The sequence below is a fragment of the Paraburkholderia panacisoli genome (assembly GCF_008369935.1).
Lineage (GTDB): Bacteria > Pseudomonadota > Gammaproteobacteria > Burkholderiales > Burkholderiaceae > Paraburkholderia > Paraburkholderia panacisoli.
In genome coordinates this window covers 53,257-74,965 of record NZ_VTUZ01000039.1, presented here as the reverse complement: position 1 = coordinate 74,965, position 21,709 = coordinate 53,257, and the positions used below count along the sequence as shown (strand labels likewise).

Sequence of the window (21,709 nt, the reverse complement as noted above, 5' to 3'; positions counted from 1 at the left end):
GATCGGCACAATCGCTTTCTTCTGCGACATGCCTACGGACCCACCTCAGCTGATTCGCTCAAGCGGCGAGGCGCAGGAGCGTCTGTTGAACGCTGGCCGCCGTAGCGTAGCCCGAGCTGAGCTGCCCAATCTTCCCGTCCAGCTCGACAAATAGCGATGGGAAGCCCGACACGCGCAACTCGCGGGTTAGCGCGAAATCCGCATGAGTCGCCTGTATCGCTTCGTCCGAGGCCCAGACTGCAAGAAACGCTTTCGCATTGACCTCAAACCCTGCAGCCTGCAACGCCGACGCTCCGATCTCCGCCAGAACCTCACCGTCAGTGGTGTCGGCTCCATCCATGTAGAACGCCCGCTGGAACGCGCCGAAGACCTTCAACAGATCGGCCGAAGGCTCGAGCAGACGGGCCGTTACCACGGCGCGGCAGACGGGCTCCGTGTCATAGACGAAGTTCTTCCTCGCGAGCAACGCTTCACGATTGAATTGCGCCCCGCTCAGTTGTTCGACGCGAGCCCAATGCGTGAGGCGGAACTGCTTGCCCGCGTCGTCCAGAACTTTTGTGGAACCTGCGGCCAGGCCACCCAGCACAACCTGAACTTCAAGGTCGGGCATGGCCTCTACAATTGTCGTCATCTCCTTGTGGAAGCCGTAGCACCAGGAGCACATTGGATCGCCTACAAATATGAGTTTCATTGCCACTTCCGTTTAAATTGCCCTGTCGCGCAGGCCCGTCGTTCCGGTCTCGATGCACCCGTAGTAACGACAGTGCGTTTTGCGCTTGCCATTTTTCAATCCTCAAACGAGGCGAAACGACTGCCGTCGCATGAAATACCTGATACGCCACCGAATGGCGTCTGTTGGGAGGGACTATAGGACCAAACCGTGATGCCGCAAACCTGGCTAGAGTCAATTCACTTTTTACACCGTGTAACCAAGGTCACGGACATCGCCCGGCATCGCGATCGCTTGTCTCGAGGCAGGCAAGGCAACCATGCGCATGCCCGGTCATGAGAAATCGGTCGACTTCGAGACTGATTCCCACGCATCGATCTCATCGTTCAGGTCGGCTAGCTTTTTGCGCACAACGCCAAGCGCGTCGGTGGACGGGCGTCCATTGTTGTCGTGCCCCCTCTCTTCGCCAATCGGGATCGACCAAGAACATCACGTCTCTTGTGGAACCAACGCGCTAGCGGACTGCATTGACACGCGCTCAAACGGCAGTCGCGCAGTCGTCCATTTCGTCGAGACACCTATTCAATCAGACGAACGTTCTGGGCAGTGCGCCTCTCGACTTGTTCCTGACACGCAAGTCTGTTTGTCCGCGCCGGGTATTCGAACTCGACGCCAAAGCGCCTAGATTAGCTCCCTATCGGAGCCACGGGCCCGATCGGCACCAGAGCCCACTCAATTGATTCGGAGGTTGTATATGAGCGCATCACAAAAGGTCATCGTCGTTACCGGCGCGTCGCAAGGCATCGGCGCAGAAGTCGTCAAGGCTTTCCGCAAGCTCGACTATCGCGTGGTCGCCACCGCGCGCAGCATCAAGCCATCGGAGGATCCCAACATCCTGACCGTGGCCGGCGACATCGCCGACCCCGAAACCGCACGCCGCGTGATCAGCGAGGCCGTGGCCCGCTTTGGCCGCATCGACACGCTCGTCAACAACGCCGGCATCTTCGTCGCCAAGCCTTTTACCAGCTACACCGCCGAAGACTATGCGGCAGTCATGGGCGTGAACCTGAACGGCTTCTTCTACATCACGCAGCTTGCCATCGCTGAAATGGAGAAGCAGTCCAGCGGCCACGTCGTCAGCATCACCACCACCCTGGCCGACCACGCGATCGACGGCGTGCCTTCGGTACTCGCCTCGCTCACCAAGGGCGGCCTGAACGCAGCCACCCGGTCCCTCGCGATCGAATACGCCAAACGCGGCATTCGCGCCAACGCGGTCGCGCCGGGCATCATCAAGTCGCCGATGCACCCGGCGCAAACCCACGCCGCACTCGGCGCGCTCCATCCGATGGGTCATATGGGCGAAATGAGCGATATCGTCAACGCGATCGTGTATCTCGACTCCGCCCCGTTCGTCACCGGCGAGATCCTGCACGTCGACGGCGGCCAGAGCGCCGGGCACTAAGCGCGATCAGGCACCACCCGCGACTGGCCGCCGGATCCTATCGGCCGGCGGCCATCAAGCGCGATTTGATTTCCTGAACGATCAGGGTGCCTGTCCCGACGTGTCTGTCATCCGTTTGCCTGAGCGCCACGCACGTTTTTGCATCAAGCTTCTCCCAGTGACATGGCACTTTCGGACTGCGATGATCCCCTAGCGCGCTTGACTGAGTCCGCACCGCTATCTGGCGGAAAATTCCGGCAAAACGCAGCGGAGATCTGGCCGAGCGCACGATGCAGGCCCTCGCCGTCGTCGCCGGGCACAAGCATTGGCGGCTCTCCGCGCGAATCGAGTGCAAGTGACTGGCGCCAGGGACGACCGCTCTTTTCGAGGCTACGAACGTCTGGGCTGTGTAACTCCCGTGGGAAGTCGGCCGACCGTCGCTCTTTGACGCGTGGCGCGGGCCGAAGATCCCGCGCCAGAACGGAACTAGGCCTGCAGGAGCTTGACCAGTTCCCTGGCAGTCGGGCCAGATGAGGCCGGGTTCTGACCGGTGATCAGCCGCCCGTCGACGATCGTATATACCGACCAGTCGGGGCCTTTTTCATAGAGGCCACCCAGACGCATCAGTTCGTCCTCTACGAGGAACGGCACGACCTTGGTGAGTTGTACGGCTTCCTCTTCACTATTGGAAAAGCCCGTGACGCGCTTTCCCTTGACGATGGGCTGCCCCTGATAGGTGACGTTTTTAAAAACAGCGGGAGCGTGACAGACGGCAGCGACCGGCTTGCCGGCGTTATAGAACGCTTCGATCAGCGCGATCGATTTCCTGTCTTCCACCAGATCCCACAACGGGCCATGACCACCCGGATAGAAGACCGTATCATAGCCATCCGATGTTACTTCGGAGAGCTTGACGGTATTGGCGAGAACCTTCTGGGCCGCAGGGTCTTTCTTGAAGCGTTCCATTGAGTCGGTCTGGTTGCCCGGCTCGTCGCTCTTGGGATCGATCGGTGGCTGGCCGCCCTTGACCGAAGCCACGGTGATCTCTGCCCCGGCATCCGTAAAGACATAGTAGGGGGCCGTGAACTCTTCAAGCCAGAAGCCGGTTGGCTTGCCGGTGTTTCCAAGCATGTTGTGCGAAGTCAAAACCATCAAAATCTTCATTGTCAGTCTCCGTTTGTTGAGACGAATGTCCGAAGGGGCATCGCGGGGAGCACTCTCGAAATGAATGTCTTTGCTCGGTTGATACCGTTGCGGCCTTCGCCGAAAAAATGGTTTGAGCGGGCGTAAAGAACCATACTTCGAATAGCGTCGGTAGGCAACTGCTCTTCGGTTGGGAGACCCATACCAAGGTATGGCAGATGCTGCGCGTCCTGATGCGTCCCCGGCTGCATGGCGCAGGCGGTCCACTCGCATGGACATTCTCGAGACCGACTTTCGATCCACCCGTTCCTACAATAGATTTCATCGTAGATTTCATCGGCTGGAATGTCTACCTTGATCTTATGACGAGCGCGACCGTCTCGCGCTCAGCCGACCAGGAGGGCGAGTCCTGAATGCAAGGGAAACAGCAGATTTGATACCCGCGTAGCCCTTAAAAAAGGATAGCGAATCGAAGCGCCAGGAAAGGATCGTTGCGGGCATCCGTCAAACATTCGATTCGCTAACAGCGCGCGAGCGGGAAGTGATCAGGTTAGTTGCCGATGGACTGTTGAACAGGCAGATCGCCGACTTCCTGTGTCTCAGTGAGGTGACGGTCAAGATCCAACGGGCGCAAGCGATGCACAAGCTGAATTCGCGCTCAGTGCCCGATGTCGTCAGGAAGTTGCGGCAGGTGCCGCCTCTCCACCAAGCCGCCAGGTAGAAGTTTCCGCATTCGCTACGCTGTGGCCGTCAGCTTCAGCGCCGGGATCGATCCCGGTTCATTCGAACTGTAGCGCTCGGCGACAAGTTGGCGACGCGGTGCAATTGCGATCCACCACGGCGATAAATCAGACTCTATCGAGGACGTCGACGTGACCTGCAAAAGAGTCGGAATAGAGACGCGCACCGGCCTCGTATCGCCCCACCGAGATGTCCTCCAGCAAACCCGCGAACGCTTTGCTACCGCAGAAGGCATCCCAAGGCGTGCAACTCGCAACGATGCGCAAACTCGCGAGCTATTGGCGGTGAGACTACGACTGGCGCAAAGTTGAAGCGAAGCTGAATGCGTTGCCGCAACTCGTGACGAGCATCCACGGGGTGGACATCGTTCTATACACAAACGCGGCGAACGACGACTAGCCGTACCAATGCTCAACTACCAATAACCTGAATCAGGACGGTCGCACGAGGAGCGATAGCAACCGTCCATCACGCCTATCCGCACTCAGCGGCTATACATTGCATTCCAGTCGGCAACCGACACGCGGCTACCCGACTGCGACGTACCGCTCGGCGCGCCACCGTAACTGCTCGCCGATGCATCGCGCGCTACCAGCTTCGCTTCGGCGGCCTGGATTGCATCAGGATAGTGCGTCTGCTCGCCGTCACCGACGTGATAACCCACACTCTCCAGTTGCGCGAGTTCTGCGCGGACCTGCGCACGTGTCGTGTGCCCCGTCGATTGAGCAAACGACGCAACTGGAATCGCAAGAGCGCTGGCAATAATGGCTGCACGGATAATTGACTTCATGGCAAACACCTCGACTAATGTTGGATGGCCTGCAACAAACTCGGTTGTTTGAAGCGGTGAATGAAGTCTATGCTTCAACGTTGTCGGGGTTAACCCAAGATCGATCAAGGCATTGTTTACCGAGAGCGCGTGAATGCGGGCAACGACTGGCTAGCAAGGCGCGAATGTGCGTCCCAACTACATCAATCGCGATCTGATCGCACCGCCTGCGCGCAATCGATCCACATCGTCCTTCTGCGGTAGCATCATCACCACAACCTGGAGGCTCGAATGACTGCGAAACCACTAACGCTTGGCATCGATCACATCGGCTTGACCGTTCGCGATCTGAACCTCACTCGCGACTTTTTCATCAGTTGTCTGGGATGGACGCAAATTGGAGAGAAGCCGGATTATCCGGCTGCATTCGTGTCTGACGGGCAGGTGATGCTGACGCTGTGGGAAGTACAGAATCAATCGGGCCGCGTGGAATTCGACCGCAAAACTAACGTGGGCCTGCATCACCTGGCCTTGCGCGTCGGTAGTGAAGCAGCGCTCGAGGACGTATTCTCAAAGGTGTCCAAATGGCCCGGTGTCGAAGTTCAATTTGCGCCAGAAACCTTGGGGGCTGGCCCAAAGCGGCACACGATGATTTTTGAACCGGGTGGGATTCGGCTCGAGTTCGACTTCGATCCGCGAGTCTCGGCCGCCTGAGCGCGCACACGCTGCGCGTTCGAAAGGAACGCGCAACGTCACCGTCGTGATGTGCGATATCGCGCATTCGAACCTAATCTGTCCAACCATACAAATGCATTCAAAAAATCATTTCATGCAGATCACGCATGCCGGTATGCCGCTCGCTGCGACGCGCAGCCGGTGGTTAGCCGAGCGGCGCGCGGCGCGAACGGCATGCGATGACCCTCGTGTCTTCAGCGGAAATAGCCGGGAAGCTGCCCGTCGATCTCTGGGCCTGTTCGTGGCAACGGCAAGATCGCACGCTACGATTTTTTGACGTCGTCTCCGTCGTCATTCCCCACGACGCCGAACTCGACGGCCATCTTGACGTAGAACAGGTGCACGCTTTCCGCCCGAAGCCGCTCGAATAACCGGTCGGCTTCTTCGCTCGTCACCGCCATCACGACGGACAGGGGCTGGTCCGCCAGTTCGAAAAAGTGCGCGGAATGAATGCGATGATGGTGGCCGATGCCTTCGCAAGCCGGTATCACCGTGGCGCCGCGCAGACCCAGTTCGCCGGCGAGATGGACGAGCCAGTCGGCCAGCGGCTTGCCGTGATGGCGGCGATCCTGTTGGGTAAAGAAGGTGACCTGATAGCCGTTCATGTTGGCGTCTCCTTCATGCGGTTCGGGCCGCTGCCAGAAAACCTCGCCTGGCAGCGTCATCGGCAGCGTTCCTGTGACATGTCAACGCTACCACTTCCGCCGAAAAGGAGTGCGACAGTGGCATGAGATTGTCGAAGATCGCTCGCGCAGTTCACTGCGTAGGTGAGCAACGCGCAAGCAACCGGCGTTGATCGCGCCGCGGGAACCCGATCAGCACCCTGGGTTTTCCCTGGTCGCGACGTTGTCGATACCGCGGTCGTCGACTCGTCGTGGAAGTATCTACAACTTCTTCAGTGAAAAGCGAGCACACCATGGCTACCGGAACCATCCATCTCCATCGAGTCTTGCGCGCGACCCCCGAGCGCATCTATCGCGCCGTCCTCGAACCCGATGCAATCGCGAAGTGGCTTCCTCCCTATGGCTTCACCTGTCAGGTCCATCACATGGATGCCCGCGTCGGGGGCATCCACAAGATGTCCTTTCGCAACTTCAGCACCGGCCACAGCCACTCGTTCGGCGGCGAATATGTGGAACTGGTGCCGTTCGAGAAAATCCGCTACTCGGACCGCTTCGACGACCCGAACCTGCCCGGCCAGATGCACGTCACCATTTCATTGCGGCAAGTGTCCTGCGGAACCGAGGTCACGATCGTGCAGGAGGGCGTGCCCGAGGTCATTCCCGTGGAGATGTGCTACCTCGGCTGGCAGGAGTCGCTGATGCAGCTGGCGAAGCTGGTCGAACCCGAGATTTCTGACTGAGCGCATCGGCGTAGGCGCGCATGCCGTTGCTCGAAGCGCAGCCATTGGCGATGGCGCTTCGAGCAACATGAGGCGTTCACGTACCGCCGCCTACTTCGCCCGCTTTGGCTTCGCCTTCGCCTTTCCGTTGGCCGCATTCACAGCAATCGCGGCGAGGATGAGCGCCTTGAAGGCGCCGGCGTCGACCTGCTCCCCTTCGTGGATGTCGATTGCGCGCCTGACGTTGCCGTCGAGGCTCGAGTTGAACAGCTTGCGCGGGTCCTGCAACGAAGCGCCTTTGGCGAACGTCAGCTTCACGACCGACTTGTACGACTCACCGGTGCAGATGATCCCATCATGCGACCACGTGGGCGTGCCCATCCATTTCCACTCCTCGACGACATCCGGGTCCGCCTCCTTGATGAGCTTGCGCATCCGGCTCAAGGTCTCGCCGCGCCAGTCCGCGAGATCGGCGATTCTTTTGTCGATCAACTCAGAGGCCGGCCGGCCCTCGGGCGAATCCGACGTTTTCATGTTGTTCTCCTGGACTTCCAGCATCGCGCCGATTGCGGAGCAAGTCTTTCTCCGCGCCGCGCCTGGTGAGCCGGAAGTTCGTCTCACGGGTTGCAGGTTCAGATGCCAAAGCGCTTCGCATACTCCTCGTTCAGGCGAGGCCAGCCGAATTTCATCGCCTCGCCGCCGACGATACGCCCGATCGGCTCATCGCCGACGAGCCGATCGAGCACATCGAGGCAGATGTGCCAGCCGGCTGCGCCCATCGCAATGAAGCCGCGATCGATGTTGTGCCATAGCGTGAGCCGCGTGCCGTCGCCGAGCGGTTCGAGTTCCCATCGCATGTCGTTGTCGCCCCAGCGGTATTCGAGCAGCTTCGGCGCGTCGGCGCGTGTCACCTCGGTCTCGGAGACTTGCGGCGTCGGCGTGCCGACCGTTGAAAGCTTCACGGGTCCGACAGCGGCGAGACTCCGGTCGGCGTCGAACGGCGCCCACTCACGCAGACTGGCCGGATCCGTCAACGCATTCCAGACTTTCTGCGGCGAATGGCGCAACTCGCGAACCAGAACGAGTGTCCATTTTTCGCCGTCTTTTCTGACTTCAGCGCCGGCGGCGGGGCCCGGCATGTATTCGTCTCGCTTGCTCATGGTTTCTTCCCCTTGCGGCGCGGTGCAGGTTCCAGCTGATCGAGGTGGCGTTCGAGAGCATCGACATGAACCGACCAGTAGCGGCGAAACGGTTCGAGCCATGCGTCGATCTCCATCAGCGGCTCCGGTTTGATCCGGTACAAACGCCGCTGTGCGTCGACGCGCGCTTCCACGAAGCCAGCCTCGCGAAGCACCCGCAGGTGCTTCGAAACCGAGGGCTGCGAGAGCTTCAGCTTCTCCTCGATTTCACCCACGGACTGCTCCGAGGATGCGAGCAGACTCAGGATCGCGCGGCGGCTTGGTTCGGCGATGATGGCAAATGTCGATTCCATACCTCTTATATACTTCGTGGAGTATATTCGTGTCAAGCCGGGTGTGCGCTGTCGTTGGGATAGTGGGTGTCTCGGGGTGTCTGCGGGTTTGGTTGGCGCTGAGGCCGAGGCTGAGGCGCGCGATCGCCTGTTTCGGCAACGCCGCGCATTCGGGAAATCCCGTGGTCAACTTGCCGTAGGATGCCGTGGAAACCGGCGCTGTCATGCAGCACGGGGTGTGCGCACAGCGTCAAAGAAAGCGCGAAGGCCTTGCGTCGATACCGGCATCCGCACCACACCGCTCTCGTCGGGCGACAGCGACAGGAACAGCAACACGATGCAGCCGCGATCTCGCAGACCTTGCCGGCTACGCGGACTACTGCCAAACAGTCGGTACAGCAAACGACAACGGCCCGTCGCCGGGCGCGTCATGCTGCCAGTCCAGCCGGGCTGCGACGATTGACTTCTACACCCTGCCGGGCGTCAGCCTCGCGCCCGGTCGATCATACTGAGCGCCAGTTCCCGCGCAAGATCCGCGTATAACTCGGCCCATTTGCCTAGCAACGTGCAGTCGTCGGTCAGGAACAGCGGATGCCCCACCCATGCGCTGACACTCTGCCCCTTCCAGGCCAGTTCGAATACGCGCAAATCCCGATCCTCGCTGATGCCGATGTCGATCATTTCCTGAAACGACGCGAGGTTGCTAAGACGCACATTTTGCGCCGCGATGCCGTGGATCGCAGCGAGCGCGCCGACCGCGCGCTCGCGCGCATCGTCGCGGCTGGCCGCGAGCAGAAACACGATGCTTTCGTGGTGGGTGTTGTCGAATACGGCCCGATAGAGCGAGGTCTTGCAGCGATGGCTTAGCTGTGTGCCCATGTCTGCCCCGGTCAGCGAGAGCGATGTCCTGTTTTTGCCGGTCGCCCGAATGCCGCTCATTTGCTTGTCGAACCGCTTTTTCCGGCGGCGGTATTTTTCGCTGCTCCAGTACAGATAGACCCCGCACACGACCAGGCAGGCCAGCGCAAGAATCCCGACGCCCCAGAGTACTGCCAGATCAGCATACGCCATATCAGGCCCCCTTCTGTGTCGCTCATGGTTCGACCGTCAGTTCCGCGATCTCGCCCGCCATCCGGCCACAAGCCGGACTCCCCTGCACTCCAACCGGAAGACGCTTCGTTCCCGCTGACGCTCACCCGGTTAACTATCCAACTCACACCGGGGAATAGCCGCGGCGCATAGGTTCACTCCGGTGGCCGGCGTCGCCATCACCCGGTAAGCGAAGCGACGGTAATTGGAGTATCGGGCGGCGACTGCTATTGATCAACAGAGCACACCTCTCTATTGACCAATCCGTCTCGCTATAGGACGCTATTGGTCTCGCCGGGCTCATGCCCAAGGCATCAGGCATTGGCGAATGCCTCGCCGACCCCGCGAACCCATGCCAATCGGCAATAGGTTGAGAATTCCGCCAAGCGCCGGACGCCCACGACGAGCGCCGCCGCGTCATCGACAAAAGCCCACATCGCTTCTTGCTTTGCGGAACACAAATGGCCCGCAAGAGGCCGGCTTGCGACACGCCGCGTCAAACCGGCATGCATGCAATCTCGCCAGCCGCACGCGGCCTCAGCCTTTGTGTAGATGCAAAAGAACGTCCCGCAACACGATGGCCTGGTTGTGTTCCTCGTCTTTCGCGCCGTAGACGAGTGTAATCCGCTGACCGGCCGCATCGCTCGTGAGTTGCTGCATGCGCGCTCGCATCTCATCGCTATCCAGTTCATCGCGATAGCGTTGCTGAAACTCCGTCCATCGTTTCGGATCGTGCCCGAACCATTCGCGCAGTTGCGCGCTCGGCGCAAGCTCACGCGACCACTGGTCCAGTTTAAGCGTCTCCTTACTGCGACCGCGCGGCCATACGCGATCGACGAGCACCCGATAACCGTCGTCCGGGCCCGGCTCTTCGTAGGCTCGCTGGATCACGATCTTTACGCTCTTGCTGTTCGCACGCGGCATGCGTTCCTCCGCTCCACAGGATGTGCCGATCCGGCTTATCTGTTCACGCCTGCCCCGGCGGTGGCTGCTTGCACCCTTGCCCGCAGCATCGGCAGTACTTCGCTCTCGAACCATGGGTGATGCTTGAACCATGCCTGATTACGCGGCGACGGGTGCGGCAACGGAATGAAGGCTGGCGCGTATTCGGCCCATGCCCTCACTGTTTCCGTCAGCGACGGCTTGCGGCGCGCGCCGAGGAAATGGCGCTGCGCGTATTGGCCAATCAATAGCGTCAACTCTACGTTATGCAATTTCTCCAGCAGGCTATCCAGCCACAGTTGCGCACATTCGCGGCGCGGCGGCTTATCGCCGCTAGTGCCTCGTCCGGGATAGCAGAACCCCATTGGGATGATGGCGAACTGCGTCTCGTCATAAAACGACGTGACGTCGACGTCGAGCCAGGAGCGCAGGCGCTCGCCGCTGGCGTCGCTCCATGCAATTCCCGACGCGTGCACCCGTGCACCGGGCGCTTGACCCACGATGAGGATGCGGGCTTCGTCCGCAGCACGCACGATGGGCCGCGGACCCAGCGGCAGATCGCGTTCACATACGCGGCAATTGCGCACGTCGGCAAGAAGTGCTTCGAGGGTGGGATAGGCGGGCTTGTTCACTTGTGGAAATCCGATTTGACGCGGGTCTTCGTGCAGATCGTACGGATTTCCATTCTACAACCGCGATTTGCGATAGGCCGCTTGACGGACCGTGAATGCAGTTCGTCCATGCTGTGGGGCGTGCATAGGAACGATCATGTCCGTCGCTTCAATGCGTCGAACCGAATAAGAGAAATTTTTTGAGCGCTATCCGGGCGTCGCCCAATTTCATTCGGAAACCTTATTTATATCCACGCCGCAAGAATTCAAAAGCCTGATCATCGCGAACGTCCTTCTGCGCGGAGCTTTGCTGACTAGCCCGTCTTCCTCGAAAATGGCATGAGCCAAATGAAGCGCAAGCACCAAGTCGATGCAACCGTGGCGCTGCGAAAGCATTTCACTGCTGTGTGTCGTACAACCGGTCTGGCACGAACAGCGCGGTGATACCGCTCAAAAAGAACACCCCGCCCACCACGAGAAAGCCGGCGCCAATCGAAAACTGGGTAGCCAGATAACCGATGACGATCGGCGCCGCGCCCGAACAGAAGCGGCCGAGGTTATAGGAGCCGCCCACCGCCGTGCCGCGGACGGAAGTCGCGAAGCTCTCGGACATGAACGTGCCGATCGTACCCAGCGGCACGCCGTACAAAAAGCCGAACATCAGCATCAGATAAATGATGTTCTCGCGCGTGTGCAAGAAGATGATGACGGGCAGAAAGAGCGCCGCGCCCACGCAACCAAGCACATACACACCGCGCCGGCTCCAGCGGTCGCCGAGCCATCCGGCGACGATCTTGCCGACGAATGCCACCACGAACGTGCCGATCATGTATCCCGCCATCGCGTTGAATTTGACGTGCAGTTCCTTTTCCAGGTAAGTCGGCAACCAGTTGTTCAACCCGTAAAACCCAGAAAGCGCGAACACCGAGGCCAGGGTCCACAGAATGAACATGGTTCGCGACTGCCGGTTGCTGAAGATCAGATAGTAGCGATTGTCGACGAGCCGACGTTCGCTAGTGCGGGCGGCCGCACGGATCGCTCGCCAGTTCGCCGGTTCGGGCACCACGAATTTGATCGCCAGCGCCAGCAGCACGGGCAGCGCCGACACGTAGTACAGCGTGCGCCAGCCGTACTGCGGCAAGATCCAGTTGCTCAACGCGATGACGACGATATAGCCCGACGAAATGCCCGTCTGCAACGCACCGAGAATCAGCGAGCGCCGCTGCGTCGGCACGTATTCGGCGACGAGCGTGGTCACCAGCACCATGCAGCCGATGCCGAGCGAACTGATGAATCGCACGACCGCGAATTCCACGAAGTTATGCGTGAGCCCCAGCAAGCCGGCGCCCACCGAAAAAAGCGCCAATGCCCACGCGACGACCCTCACCCGCCCCAATCGATCGCTCGCCCAACCGCCCGCGATTCCACCGATCGCCATGCCGATCAACGTCAAGCTTCCCAGTGCGCCTGATTCGACGTTGGTCAGTCCGAATTCGTTCTTGATCCGCGTGAGCGTCAGGCCGTACATCATCACATCCGCGCCGTCGGCGATCAGCGCGAGGTAGCCGAGAATGAAGACGAGCAGCCAGCGGCCCTGGGCTTCGGAAGTCGTGGCCAAAGTTGACGGTGTGGTGGAAGCCATAGTTGTCGTTGATGTCAGTAAGACGTGGGACCGTCGGCGCGAGCCGATTGCAGATTGAGCAAAGCGGGGGCGAGGAAGCTGCCGATCAGCACGCCGATTTCCTCATGCCTGCGCGTGTACCAGCTTTCGATGTGGGTCATGTTCATCGTGCCGACGCAGACCCCGTCGTACGCGATCGGGATGTTCAGGATCGATCCGAGCCCCATGGCGGTCATCACCGCGTGATCATCGAACGCGTCGCGGATGCCTTGCGCGGTTTCCGCACGGAACGGCCTGAGGTCCTGCAAGATCTGTTTCGACCACGCGGTGCCGCGCTTCTGCTTGCGCCCGCCAAGCGGATAAACGGCCGGCATGTTGGTATAGACGCGCTCGACTTCGTGCTGCCACGCATCGTAGGACATGATCGTGAACAGCCTCGCCCCGATCGCGCTCGCCGCCACCGCGTGCACCGCGCGGAAAATTTCGGCGGGTTGATCCTTCACGCGCAGCGCCTTGGCGAGGCGTTCGAGGTCTGAGAGTGCCAGCGCGTGCTGCTCGATAAGGTCGTCTTGCATAGTCCGTGTGCCGGTTCGAGAAATGACGGATGCTCAGCCGCGCATTTCGGTGGAGTTGAGCGTGCCGCGTACCTCCAGCGCCGCGTCGGCGCTATCCACTTCGATGTCTTCGAGCGAGCGGTTGCGCGTCTCGATGCCCAGGAAGAACACCACGCAAGCCCCGATCAGCAGGACCGTCGTGGTCATCGCGAACACACCGGGGAAACCCAACGTCGGATAGACGAGGCCGACCAGAATTGGCGCGCTCACCGAACCGATCCGGCCAAACGAGGACGACGAACCGGTACCGGTCGCGCGCACAGTGGTCGGAAAGACTTCCGGCGTGTACGCATAGACCCCGGCGAACGCGCCGTTCATGAAGAACGACAACGCAATGCCGGCGGCCATGATCTGTATGCCCGTGTGCGAGAACGCCAGCGTGATCGCCGCCACGCCGCCAAGCAGCATGTACGACGCCACGACTCCCTTGCGGCCGATCCGTTCATTGAGCCACGCCGCCGAGAAATAGCCCGGAATCTGCGCACCGTAGATTGCGATCGAATAGCCGAAGCTTTTCGTCATCGTGAGCCCTTCCTTGAGCAGCAGGCTCGGGATCCACGAAAAGAACGAGTAGTACGCGAATGCGACCGAAAACCACATCAGCCAACTAACCGCCGTCGTGCGTGCGAGCCGTGGCGACCACAGCGTCAGCACGTTGTGCAACGCGCCGGTGTTCACGGTTGCGGGTGCGGACGCGGGAATCGCAACGAGGGAAGCGACGGGCGTCAGCGCAATTCCGCGGCTTGCAAACCACGCTTCGATATCGCTCACGATATGATTCGCTTCGCCGCGCCGCCCCCGGCTTTCCAGCCAGCGGGGCGACTCGGGCAGCGTCCTGCGCCACCACAGCAGCATCACGACCGGCAATGAAGTCGCCACGGCGAGATATCGCCAGCCATCGTCAAAGTTGCGCACCACGGTGAAGCCGAGAATCGACGAGCCCAGATAGCCGAACGACATGAACCCGACCAGCGCGCCGCAAAAGATGCCCCGGTAACGCCGGGGCACGAACTCGGCCAGAAACGGCGCGATCACCACCGTCTCCGCGCCGGAGCCAAAACCCGCGACGATGCGCAACGCGAAGAACGTGTGCCAGTCGTTGGCGGCGGCGCTTGCGAGCGACGCGGCGCAGTAAATCGCCAGCGCCGACATCATGATGCGGCGGCGGCCGATCACATCGGCGAGCACGCCCGAGAGGAACGCGCCGAAGAAATAGCCGATATAGGTGCTGCTCGCGACGAGGCCGCTCTCGGCACTCGTCAGGTGCCACAGCTTGCTCACGACCGGCAGCAGGAACGCGAGCGATGACGAATCGAGTCCATCGAACATATACCCCAGCCCGCCGATGAGCAGGAGCTTGCGATGAAAGCCCGAGATCGGCAGTCGTTCAAGACGGGCGGCGACAGCAGACACGGCGTTTCTCCTCAAGGACAGGTAGGCGATTGGCGGGCCGCGAAACTTATCGCCCGACCGCGTAGGCCTGCATCTGACGCGGCGTTGCCGCGCCACGCATCAGCCCGTTTCTGATCCCGACCGCGCAGACCCGGCCCAGCGCCCAGGGTTCGGCCACGTTCAGGTCATGTCCGCGCGCACGCAACCCGGCAAGCGTGTGCTCCGGAAAGCGGGACTCGGCGGACATCTTGCCGAGCTGCATCGAACGCGGATAAAACGAGCCGGGAAAGTGCGCGGTCTGGAACGACGGCGCGTCCGCGGCCGCCTGGAAGTTCATGCCGCCGTGCACGTGCCGCAGAAACAGCTGAAGCGACCACTGATCCTGCTGGTCGCCGCCTGGTGTGCCAAAAGCCGCGTAGGGCTTGCCAGCGCGCGTGACCAGCGTCGGCGACAGCGTGGTGCGCGGGCGGCGTCCCGGCCCTAGCGACGACGGCAAGCCCTCTTCCATCCAGAACATCTGCGCCCGCGTGGTCACGTTGAAGCCGAGACCGGGCACGGCGGGCGACGCCTGCAGCCAGCCACCCGACGGCGTGGCCGAGACCATGTTGCCCCAGCGATCGACGATGTCGAGATGAACCGTGTCGCCGCGCAGTTCAGGCAGCGGAGCGAAGGTCGGCTCGCCCTGGCCGCAGCCGCCGGACTGCTCCTTGCCGGCATTGGCCAGGATCAGCGCCGCGCGCCGTTCGCTGTCGCCGAGCATGCCGGGACGGAATTCGAACGACGCGCGAGCGGGGTCGATCAACTTGCGGCGTTCGTCGTTGTACGCGTCGCTCAGCAGCGTATCCATCGGCACCTGCGCGAAGTTGGGGTCGCCGTAAAACACTTCACGATCGGCGAACGCGAGCTTCGAGCATTCGATCACCGTATGCACGAAGTCGGGGCCTAGCGGGTCCATCGCCGCCAGATCGAAACCCTTCAGCAGCGCGAGCTGCTGCAGGAACATGGGCCCCTGGCCCCACGGACCCGTCTTGTGAACGCGGAAGCCTTCGTAGTCATATGAGACCGGGTCTTCGTAAGTCGGCTGCCAGCGCGCGAGATCGTCCGCATCGAGCAGGCCGCGGTTGCGCTGGCCGGACGTGTCGAGCACGGGGGTCGAGCGGAAGTACTGGTCGATCGCATCGGCCACGAAGCCGCGATAGAAAACTTCGCGTGCGCGTTCGCACTGCTCGGCTCGGTCGGCCCGCATTTTCGCTTCCTGCAGGATGCGCCGGTACGTCTGCGCGATCGCCGGATTCGCAAACAGCCGGTTCGGCATCGGCGCATCGCCGTCGCGCAGCCATTGCTCGGCCGAAGTGGGCCATTCAGTCTGGAAGAAATCCTTGATTGCGAGGATCGACGACGTCATGCGCGGCAGCACCGGATAGCCGTTCTCCGCATAGCCGATCGCATAGCTCAACACGTCCTCTAGCGGCAGTTGGCCGTAGTCGCGCAGCATCGCCATCCACGCGCCGAATGCGCCGGGCACCACGGCCGGCAGCAAGCCCGTCCCGGGAACGACTTCGAGGCCCATCCCGCGCATGCGCTCGATCGTCATCGCCGCCGGCGTCACGCCCTGGCCGCACAGCACACGCACCCGGTCCTCGCGCGCACTGTAGAACACGACCGGCAGCTCGCCGCCCGGACCGTTCAGATGCGGCTCGACGATCTGTAGAACAAACCCGGCTGCGGCCGCGGCATCGAACGCATTGCCGCCCTTTTCGAGCACGGCCATGGCCGACGCGCTGGCCAGCCAATGCGTCGAGGCCACCATGCCGAATGTGCCAATCAGTTCCGGACGGGTTGTAAACGACATGCTCGACTCCTTGTGCGACGAATTGCGATGATCTGTCGAACCAATTAATAAAGGTTCAAAAAAAATAACGTGTCAGGGTACGGCTAACAGCGGTGAACTTCACCCGGTGTTAACCCGATTTATTCAAGATATTACAAGATCAAAAAGCGTCGTCAAACGATGCCGCGCGAAACCACCAGATTCTGCTATGGTTGATACCAATTCACATTGGTTCACGCGAGACATGGAAAACTCAGTGCTGGACGGCCTGCGGCGATACATTGCCGATCATCAGCTTCGGGACGGCGACGCGCTACCGCCGGAAAGAAAGCTCGCCGACGAGCTGGGCGTCAGCCGGCGGGAGCTGCGCGCCGCGCTGGCGTCGCTGGAGGCGGCCGGGCAGGTGTGGCGGGGTGTCGGACGCGGCACGTATCTCGGCGCGCGGCCGCTGAAGTTTGCGCCCACGCTGCGCGGCCTTCGCGCGGGCGCCAGTCCGGCGGACATCGCGGAAATGCGTCTGCTTTTCGAGCCTGCGCTCGCCGAGCTTGCCGCGACGAAAGCGAGCCGCGACGATCTGCTGGAGCTCGAAAAATGCGCGCGCAAGAACGCCGCAGCGAAGAATGACGACGAGTGGCAGCAATGGGATCACCGGTTTCACTTGCTGATCGGCCAGGCCACGCGCAATCCGGCGCTCATTGCGTTGATGGAAGTGATCAACGGCATGCGGGTCAAACCGGCTCTGCGCGAGAAGACGGCGGCCCAGACGACGCGCCAGTTTTTCGCCCAGCAGCATCAAGCCATCGTCAGCGCCATGAAGGCCCGTGACGGTGAAGCGGCGGCCCGCGCCATGCGCGAGCATCTGCTGAGCGTTCAGGGGCGCGTGTCCGCGGGGCGGGACGATGCCGTCGACAGCCACGCCTGACGGCTCTGAATACCGCTCTGAAGATCACGGAGCCCCGGAGCGGGTCCTATGGAAATAATCAGGGAGACAAGCTAGAGTTTGAACAGACAAACGGACTCGTCCGGCATGCAGTCTTTATCAGTCGCTTTCCCGTCTTACTCGTAGAACGCCTTTATCAGATCGCGGCGCATGGGCGCTGCGGCATGCAAGCGTCAAGTCAAGGGGAATAACAGATGAGAACGATCGCCGCATTGGCCGGCCGGGCTGCCGCAAGCGTGTTCACCCACTCCCTTCCAGGCGGCGCAATGCCGGGCCTCTGCGGGTCGTCTCACGGCGGCACGCCGGCCATTGCTCAAACGTTCCCACCACCCGCCCCCAACGCGAATGCCGCCCTGATCCACGCTTCGTCGCGCGGCTTTCGGGCAGGTTGCCTCGCCGCATCAGCCGGGAGCAAATGATGACGCCATCCGATTTGCTCAGAGAGCGCCGCGCGCTGGGACGCAAGGCGCGTAAGGAGACGCCGCGCAGCGCGCATGCCAAAATCGGCAACACGCATCGCGACCCGGTCGATCTGTTGCGCGAGAACAGTCTGGGACGCGTCGAAGCCCTCGTTCCGCTACGCTACGGACGCATGCTTGCGTCACCGTTCACGTTCTATCGGGGCAGCGCGATCATCCAGGCGCATGATCTCTCGACGACCGCCAATAGCGGGTTTCATTTCCAGATATGCGGCGATTGCCACCTGATGAATTTCGGCGGCTTCGCGACCCCGGAACGGGCCCTCGCTTTCGACATCAACGACTTCGACGAAACGGCGGTCGGCCCGTGGGAGTGGGACCTCAAACGCCTGAGCGCCAGCCTTTGCATTGCGGTCAGGCACCTCGGCCACGGCGACAGACTCGCCGACGAGGTGGTTGAACTCGCCGTGCACAGCTATCAGTACTGGACCGAGAGGTATGCGGCGATGAGCCCGCTCGAACTCTGGTACGAACTCATCACGTTCGAGCGTCTCGAACGGATCGTGACCAGCGACGACTCGCGGCAACGCATTCGCAACGGAATCGAAAAAGCCTCGCGCCGCACGCACGACACGATGCTCCCCAAGCTCGCCAGCCGGCGCGAAGGCATCTGGCAGATTCGCGACACGCCGCCCGGCGTCTTCCACGTGCATGGCAAGACCACGCTTTTCACGCACGACGACGACTGGCTCGGCCTCGGCGACTGGCGCAAGCTGATGGGGCCGATCTACAAGCACTATCTGAAGTCCCTCGGCGCGGTGCGGGGCAATCTGCTCGCGCACTTCGAGATGCACGATGTCGCGTTCAAGGTGGTCGGCGTCGGCAGCGTCGGCACGCGATGTCTGATTCTGTTGATGGTCGATCCCCATGAGAAGCCACTCTTCATCCAGTTCAAGGAAGCGTCGACCTCCGTCATCTCGCGATATTTCGACGCGCCGGCGCCGAGGCATCAAGGCCACCGCGTCGTCCACGGCCAGCGGCTCATGCAGGGCGCGAGCGATCCGTTCCTGGGCTGGAGCTCGGGTCCGTTCGGGCGAACCATTTACGGGCGTCAACTGCGCGACATGAAGATCTCGGCCACGCTCGAGCTGTTTCAGAAAGATACGTTCCGCGACTACGCAGGCCTGTGCGGCTGGGTGCTCGCGCGAGCGCATGCGAAAGCGGGCGGACAGGCCACGGAGGTGGCCGGCTATCTGGGCAATGGCGACCAGATGGCGGAAGCGCTCGTCAGCTATTCACGCGCTTACGCAGACCAGGTGGAACAGGACTACGAGAAGTTCCGCCACGCGTGCCGCACCGGTCAACTCGAAGCGCGCACCGATGCCGACATGGCGGCTGATTTCGTCGCGTGAAGTTCGCGGCATAACGGTCTGGAGCCCTGTGATGGCAAAGTGGCGCGACGTCTTCGCGGTCCTGCTGCTGGCGCTGTTGTCGGCTTGCGCGGGTCTGCCGCCGCAGACGGCGCGCATCGAAACGCATGCGATCGAACCGTCGGACAGCACGCGCCTTGGCGCAGCCTTTACGCCGCAGGAGCGGCTGCACCCGGACCAAACGGCCTTTCACCTGCTGCCCGACGGCGTCAATGCTTTGCTCAGCCGCATCGTACTCGCCGAGGCCGCGGATCGCACGCTCGATCTGCAGTACTACATCTGGCATGACGATCTGACCGGCCGGCATCTGGCGCATGCGGTGCTGCGCGCGGCGGATCGCGGCGTCAGGGTGCGCGTGTTGCTGGACGACCTCGGCACCGGCGGGGACGACCAGGTGCTGCTCGCCTTCGCCTCCCATCCGAACATTCAGATACGGCTGTTCAATCCGGTCGCGAGCCGCCGCTTCAAAACGCTGGGCACGGCGTTGGAGTTCAAGCGGGTGAACCGGCGCATGCACAACAAGTCGATCATTGCCGATAACGAAGCGGCAATCGTTGGCGGGCGCAACATCGGGGACGAATACTTCAACGCGTCGAACGACGTGTCATTCGGCGACCTCGACGTGCTGACGTATGGCGCCGTGGTCCGCAACATCTCCGCCGCCTTCGACGAGTTCTGGAATTCTGACGCGGCCTACCCGATCGAGAACCTGACGGGTCATCCGGCGGACCCCGACGCGCTCGCCGACTATCGCACGCGGCTGGCAGCCTTCATCGAGTCGCAACGCGACACGCCCTACGTCACGCAGGCGAGGCAGCGCTATGAGGAAACGCTGAAGCTGCGCGACATCGATGTTTCCTGGGGGAAAGCGACCCTGCTTCACGACGATCCCGCGAAGATCACGCGCTCCCCGGACGATCCGACCGGACATCTGCTGTCGCAGTTCAAGACATTGAGCATCCAGCCGCAAAAGGAGATGCTCATCATTTCACCCTACTTCGTGCCCGGGAAAGCAGGCGTCGCGTGGCTGCGCAAGGAAACCGGACGCGGCGTTCGCGTCACCATCCTCACCAACTCGCTGGCCGCCACGGACGTGTCGGCCGTGCATGCCGGGTATAAGCGCTACCGCAAGGCTCTGCTCGACGCGGGCGTGCATCTCTACGAGCTGAAACCCGTCGCGTCCGAGGAGTCGCGTGAGAAAAAGAAGTCGCTGTTCGGTTCGTCGAAAGCCTCGTTGCATGCGAAGACCTATGTGTTCGACAAGTCCAGTATCTTCATCGGTTCGATGAATCTCGACCCGCGCTCGATCAGCCTGAATACGGAGATCGGCGTATATTGCGAAAGCCCTGCGCTCGCCGCGCAGGTGGCCAACGGACTCGAACCGAAGCTCGACGAGATTGCCTGGCGGGTTGAAGAGCAGTCCGATGCCGACGGCAAGACGCGGATCGTGTGGATCGACACCACCGCCACCGGAACGCAAACGCAATTCGACGAGCCGGGCGTGTCGGGCTTCAAGCGCGTCGGCATCTGGTTCCTCGGGCTGTTGCCGATCGAATCGCAGCTATAGGGACACCGGTGCGCCGAGTCGTTGCGGCGCTTGCGCGATCAGCAGCAGCGCGGCGCCGGCGAATCCGCTCGCGATATGTTTCAGCGCGTGTCCCGCGAACAGATGACCCGTGAATGCCCATATCTGCCAGTCGAGACTTTCGAAGACCTTTGCAAGCCCATAGAAAGCGATAACCATCGCCCATGCGAACGGCGTATCGACTTTGCGAGCGACGGTCATGCCGACGACGATGGCGAGTCCGCCGAACTGCAATATCGCATAGGGCCAAAGGCTGTCGAAGGCAAGCCAGTATTCGATGGTGCCGAGCGATACCGCGACGAGGATCACCATCTGCACCCAGCCCACGCGCTGTCTGGTCACCGAGGTCCAGAGCATCGCAAGGATGCCGGCGAACACGATCGTCATCGGCAATCGATCCCACACCAGCGACGCATCCGAAGGCGCCGCATGATAGTAGGCCGAGCCGAACGCCGTGAGGATCAGGCCGGGGCCCGCGACCACCATTGCGGGAAACTGGAGCGGCGGGTATGACGCATGCCGGATCACCCACCTGAAATTGACGAGGCCCGCAGCCAGAATGACGAGGTTCGACAGCACGTCCGAAGCGTTGGGAAGCATGCCTAGCGAGCGCTCATCGGCGAAGTGATGATAAGACGCCGGCTGCGAAAGCGGCCATATGAACTGCAATACCGTGCCGATCGCGAAAAGCAGAGCACTGCCAAGCAGCAAGCGGGATATCTTCACGTTGCTCGACTCCGGATAGTGCGAAACGCTCGACCGACATCAGGCGAACTCGTTTCTGCGACAGGAATGACGCGTTGTTGCCAATTCCGGCAATCCGCCAGTCATAGTATTCTGATCACACAATGCAAGGCGCCGGATTGGGCACGAGTCAACTGAAAGGCCGCTCGTCGCTCATCATCGCCGCGATCTTGCCA

At 61.5% G+C, this 21,709-nt stretch carries 22 protein-coding genes and 1 pseudogene; 8 read left to right on the top strand and 15 right to left on the bottom strand.

Annotation, left to right across the window (positions count from 1 at the left end):
• Positions 1–58 precede the first annotated feature (58 nt).
• Complete coding sequence (locus tag FVF58_RS38325) at positions 59–691, bottom strand: DsbA family protein (protein WP_149674881.1); 633 nt, start codon at positions 689–691, stop codon at positions 59–61.
• A 733-nt stretch (positions 692–1,424) separates the two neighbouring features.
• Here FVF58_RS38325 and FVF58_RS38320 point away from each other — a divergent pair.
• On the top strand, positions 1,425–2,135 hold the full coding sequence (locus FVF58_RS38320) for an SDR family NAD(P)-dependent oxidoreductase (RefSeq protein ID WP_149674880.1): 711 nt from the start codon (positions 1,425–1,427) through the stop codon (positions 2,133–2,135).
• A gap of 465 nt (positions 2,136–2,600) precedes the next feature.
• Here FVF58_RS38320 and FVF58_RS38315 read toward each other — a convergent pair whose 3' ends face one another.
• On the bottom strand, positions 2,601–3,278 hold the full coding sequence (locus FVF58_RS38315) for a type 1 glutamine amidotransferase domain-containing protein (protein WP_149674879.1): 678 nt from the start codon (positions 3,276–3,278) through the stop codon (positions 2,601–2,603).
• A gap of 466 nt (positions 3,279–3,744) precedes the next feature.
• Between FVF58_RS38315 and FVF58_RS38310 the strand changes: the two genes are divergently transcribed.
• Positions 3,745–3,978 carry a LuxR C-terminal-related transcriptional regulator gene (locus FVF58_RS38310; RefSeq protein WP_342802431.1) on the top strand — a complete coding sequence of 78 codons (234 nt, stop codon included), beginning with the start codon at positions 3,745–3,747 and terminating at the stop codon, positions 3,976–3,978.
• Between the two features lie 251 nt (positions 3,979–4,229).
• A pseudogene (locus FVF58_RS53370) lies at positions 4,230–4,364 on the top strand (epoxide hydrolase N-terminal domain-containing protein); the annotation flags it as partial.
• Positions 4,365–4,482: 118 nt separating this feature from the next.
• Here FVF58_RS53370 and FVF58_RS38300 read toward each other — a convergent pair.
• On the bottom strand, positions 4,483–4,788 hold the full coding sequence (locus tag FVF58_RS38300; RefSeq protein ID WP_149674878.1) for a DUF4148 domain-containing protein: 306 nt from the start codon (positions 4,786–4,788) through the stop codon (positions 4,483–4,485).
• A gap of 270 nt (positions 4,789–5,058) precedes the next feature.
• Between FVF58_RS38300 and FVF58_RS38295 the strand changes: the two genes are divergently transcribed.
• Positions 5,059–5,481 (top strand): VOC family protein, encoded by a 423-nt coding sequence (locus FVF58_RS38295; protein WP_149674877.1) that lies wholly within the window; start codon positions 5,059–5,061, stop codon positions 5,479–5,481.
• A 284-nt stretch (positions 5,482–5,765) separates the two neighbouring features.
• Here the strand turns inward: FVF58_RS38295 and FVF58_RS38290 are convergent, their stop codons facing one another.
• On the bottom strand, positions 5,766–6,107 hold the full coding sequence (locus FVF58_RS38290; RefSeq protein WP_149674876.1) for a DUF190 domain-containing protein: 342 nt from the start codon (positions 6,105–6,107) through the stop codon (positions 5,766–5,768).
• A gap of 311 nt (positions 6,108–6,418) precedes the next feature.
• On the opposite strand from FVF58_RS38290, the gene FVF58_RS38285 reads away from it, so the two are divergent.
• Entirely contained in the window at positions 6,419–6,865 is a 447-nt protein-coding gene (locus FVF58_RS38285; RefSeq protein ID WP_149674875.1) for an SRPBCC family protein, read from the top strand.
• A 90-nt stretch (positions 6,866–6,955) separates the two neighbouring features.
• Here FVF58_RS38285 and FVF58_RS38280 read toward each other — a convergent pair whose 3' ends face one another.
• The 10 genes from FVF58_RS38280 to FVF58_RS38235 form a co-directional block, all read right to left on the bottom strand.
• Complete coding sequence (locus FVF58_RS38280) at positions 6,956–7,378, bottom strand: DUF1801 domain-containing protein (RefSeq protein WP_149674874.1); 423 nt, start codon at positions 7,376–7,378, stop codon at positions 6,956–6,958.
• 98 nt (positions 7,379–7,476) lie between these two features.
• On the bottom strand, positions 7,477–8,004 hold the full coding sequence (locus FVF58_RS38275; RefSeq protein ID WP_149674873.1) for an SRPBCC family protein: 528 nt from the start codon (positions 8,002–8,004) through the stop codon (positions 7,477–7,479).
• Positions 8,001–8,336, bottom strand: coding sequence for an ArsR/SmtB family transcription factor (locus tag FVF58_RS38270; protein WP_149674872.1), 336 nt, complete (start codon positions 8,334–8,336; stop codon positions 8,001–8,003). The genes FVF58_RS38275 and FVF58_RS38270 overlap by 4 nt, the downstream gene beginning before the upstream one ends.
• A gap of 462 nt (positions 8,337–8,798) precedes the next feature.
• Positions 8,799–9,386, bottom strand: coding sequence for a hypothetical protein (locus FVF58_RS38265; protein ID WP_149674871.1), 588 nt, complete (start codon positions 9,384–9,386; stop codon positions 8,799–8,801).
• A gap of 555 nt (positions 9,387–9,941) precedes the next feature.
• Positions 9,942–10,328: a DUF488 domain-containing protein gene (locus FVF58_RS38260; protein WP_149674870.1), complete on the bottom strand. Its 387-nt coding sequence runs from the start codon at positions 10,326–10,328 to the stop codon at positions 9,942–9,944.
• A 35-nt stretch (positions 10,329–10,363) separates the two neighbouring features.
• Positions 10,364–10,978, bottom strand: a complete 615-nt coding sequence (locus FVF58_RS38255; protein WP_149674869.1) for a uracil-DNA glycosylase family protein — start codon at positions 10,976–10,978, stop codon at positions 10,364–10,366.
• Between the two features lie 376 nt (positions 10,979–11,354).
• Positions 11,355–12,599: an MFS transporter gene (locus tag FVF58_RS38250; RefSeq protein ID WP_149674868.1), complete on the bottom strand. Its 1,245-nt coding sequence runs from the start codon at positions 12,597–12,599 to the stop codon at positions 11,355–11,357.
• A 14-nt stretch (positions 12,600–12,613) separates the two neighbouring features.
• Complete coding sequence (locus tag FVF58_RS38245; RefSeq protein ID WP_149674867.1) at positions 12,614–13,153, bottom strand: GAF domain-containing protein; 540 nt, start codon at positions 13,151–13,153, stop codon at positions 12,614–12,616.
• A 33-nt stretch (positions 13,154–13,186) separates the two neighbouring features.
• Positions 13,187–14,605 carry an MFS transporter gene (locus FVF58_RS38240; RefSeq protein ID WP_149674866.1) on the bottom strand — a complete coding sequence of 473 codons (1,419 nt, stop codon included), beginning with the start codon at positions 14,603–14,605 and terminating at the stop codon, positions 13,187–13,189.
• A gap of 46 nt (positions 14,606–14,651) precedes the next feature.
• Positions 14,652–16,436 carry a gamma-glutamyltransferase family protein gene (locus FVF58_RS38235; protein ID WP_149674865.1) on the bottom strand — a complete coding sequence of 595 codons (1,785 nt, stop codon included), beginning with the start codon at positions 16,434–16,436 and terminating at the stop codon, positions 14,652–14,654.
• Positions 16,437–16,659: 223 nt separating this feature from the next.
• On the opposite strand from FVF58_RS38235, the gene FVF58_RS38230 reads away from it, so the two are divergent.
• From FVF58_RS38230 to FVF58_RS38220, 3 genes are all read left to right on the top strand, one after another.
• Positions 16,660–17,337, top strand: coding sequence for a FadR/GntR family transcriptional regulator (locus tag FVF58_RS38230; protein ID WP_149674896.1), 678 nt, complete (start codon positions 16,660–16,662; stop codon positions 17,335–17,337).
• Between the two features lie 433 nt (positions 17,338–17,770).
• Positions 17,771–19,186 (top strand): DUF2252 domain-containing protein, encoded by a 1,416-nt coding sequence (locus tag FVF58_RS38225; protein ID WP_149674864.1) that lies wholly within the window; start codon positions 17,771–17,773, stop codon positions 19,184–19,186.
• Positions 19,187–19,217: 31 nt separating this feature from the next.
• On the top strand, positions 19,218–20,771 hold the full coding sequence (locus FVF58_RS38220) for a phospholipase D family protein (RefSeq protein ID WP_149674863.1): 1,554 nt from the start codon (positions 19,218–19,220) through the stop codon (positions 20,769–20,771).
• Here FVF58_RS38220 and FVF58_RS38215 read toward each other — a convergent pair.
• Entirely contained in the window at positions 20,766–21,515 is a 750-nt protein-coding gene (locus tag FVF58_RS38215; protein WP_149674862.1) for a hypothetical protein, read from the bottom strand. The genes FVF58_RS38220 and FVF58_RS38215 overlap by 6 nt on opposite strands.
• Between the last annotated feature and the right edge of the window lie 194 nt (positions 21,516–21,709).

Bases quoted from the DNA above. Each gene is read 5' to 3' on its own strand.
- FVF58_RS38280 (WP_149674874.1), bottom strand. From the start codon at position 7,378: ATGAAAACGTCGGATTCGCCCGAGGGCCGGCCGGCCTCTGAGTTGATC.
- FVF58_RS38225 (WP_149674864.1), top strand. From the start codon at position 17,771: ATGATGACGCCATCCGATTTGCTCAGAGAGCGCCGCGCGCTGGGACGC.
- FVF58_RS38275 (WP_149674873.1), bottom strand. From the start codon at position 8,004: ATGAGCAAGCGAGACGAATACATGCCGGGCCCCGCCGCCGGCGCTGAA.
- FVF58_RS38245 (WP_149674867.1), bottom strand. From the start codon at position 13,153: ATGCAAGACGACCTTATCGAGCAGCACGCGCTGGCACTCTCAGACCTC.
- FVF58_RS38325 (WP_149674881.1), bottom strand. From the start codon at position 691: ATGAAACTCATATTTGTAGGCGATCCAATGTGCTCCTGGTGCTACGGC.
- FVF58_RS38265 (WP_149674871.1), bottom strand. From the start codon at position 9,386: ATGGCGTATGCTGATCTGGCAGTACTCTGGGGCGTCGGGATTCTTGCG.
- FVF58_RS38270 (WP_149674872.1), bottom strand. From the start codon at position 8,336: ATGGAATCGACATTTGCCATCATCGCCGAACCAAGCCGCCGCGCGATC.
- FVF58_RS38315 (WP_149674879.1), bottom strand. From the start codon at position 3,278: ATGAAGATTTTGATGGTTTTGACTTCGCACAACATGCTTGGAAACACC.
- FVF58_RS38250 (WP_149674868.1), bottom strand. From the start codon at position 12,599: ATGGCTTCCACCACACCGTCAACTTTGGCCACGACTTCCGAAGCCCAG.
- FVF58_RS38220 (WP_149674863.1), top strand. From the start codon at position 19,218: ATGGCAAAGTGGCGCGACGTCTTCGCGGTCCTGCTGCTGGCGCTGTTG.
- FVF58_RS38285 (WP_149674875.1), top strand. From the start codon at position 6,419: ATGGCTACCGGAACCATCCATCTCCATCGAGTCTTGCGCGCGACCCCC.
- FVF58_RS38260 (WP_149674870.1), bottom strand. From the start codon at position 10,328: ATGCCGCGTGCGAACAGCAAGAGCGTAAAGATCGTGATCCAGCGAGCC.
- FVF58_RS38320 (WP_149674880.1), top strand. From the start codon at position 1,425: ATGAGCGCATCACAAAAGGTCATCGTCGTTACCGGCGCGTCGCAAGGC.
- FVF58_RS38290 (WP_149674876.1), bottom strand. From the start codon at position 6,107: ATGAACGGCTATCAGGTCACCTTCTTTACCCAACAGGATCGCCGCCAT.
- FVF58_RS38300 (WP_149674878.1), bottom strand. From the start codon at position 4,788: ATGAAGTCAATTATCCGTGCAGCCATTATTGCCAGCGCTCTTGCGATT.
- FVF58_RS38235 (WP_149674865.1), bottom strand. From the start codon at position 16,436: ATGTCGTTTACAACCCGTCCGGAACTGATTGGCACATTCGGCATGGTG.
- FVF58_RS38230 (WP_149674896.1), top strand. From the start codon at position 16,660: ATGGAAAACTCAGTGCTGGACGGCCTGCGGCGATACATTGCCGATCAT.
- FVF58_RS38295 (WP_149674877.1), top strand. From the start codon at position 5,059: ATGACTGCGAAACCACTAACGCTTGGCATCGATCACATCGGCTTGACC.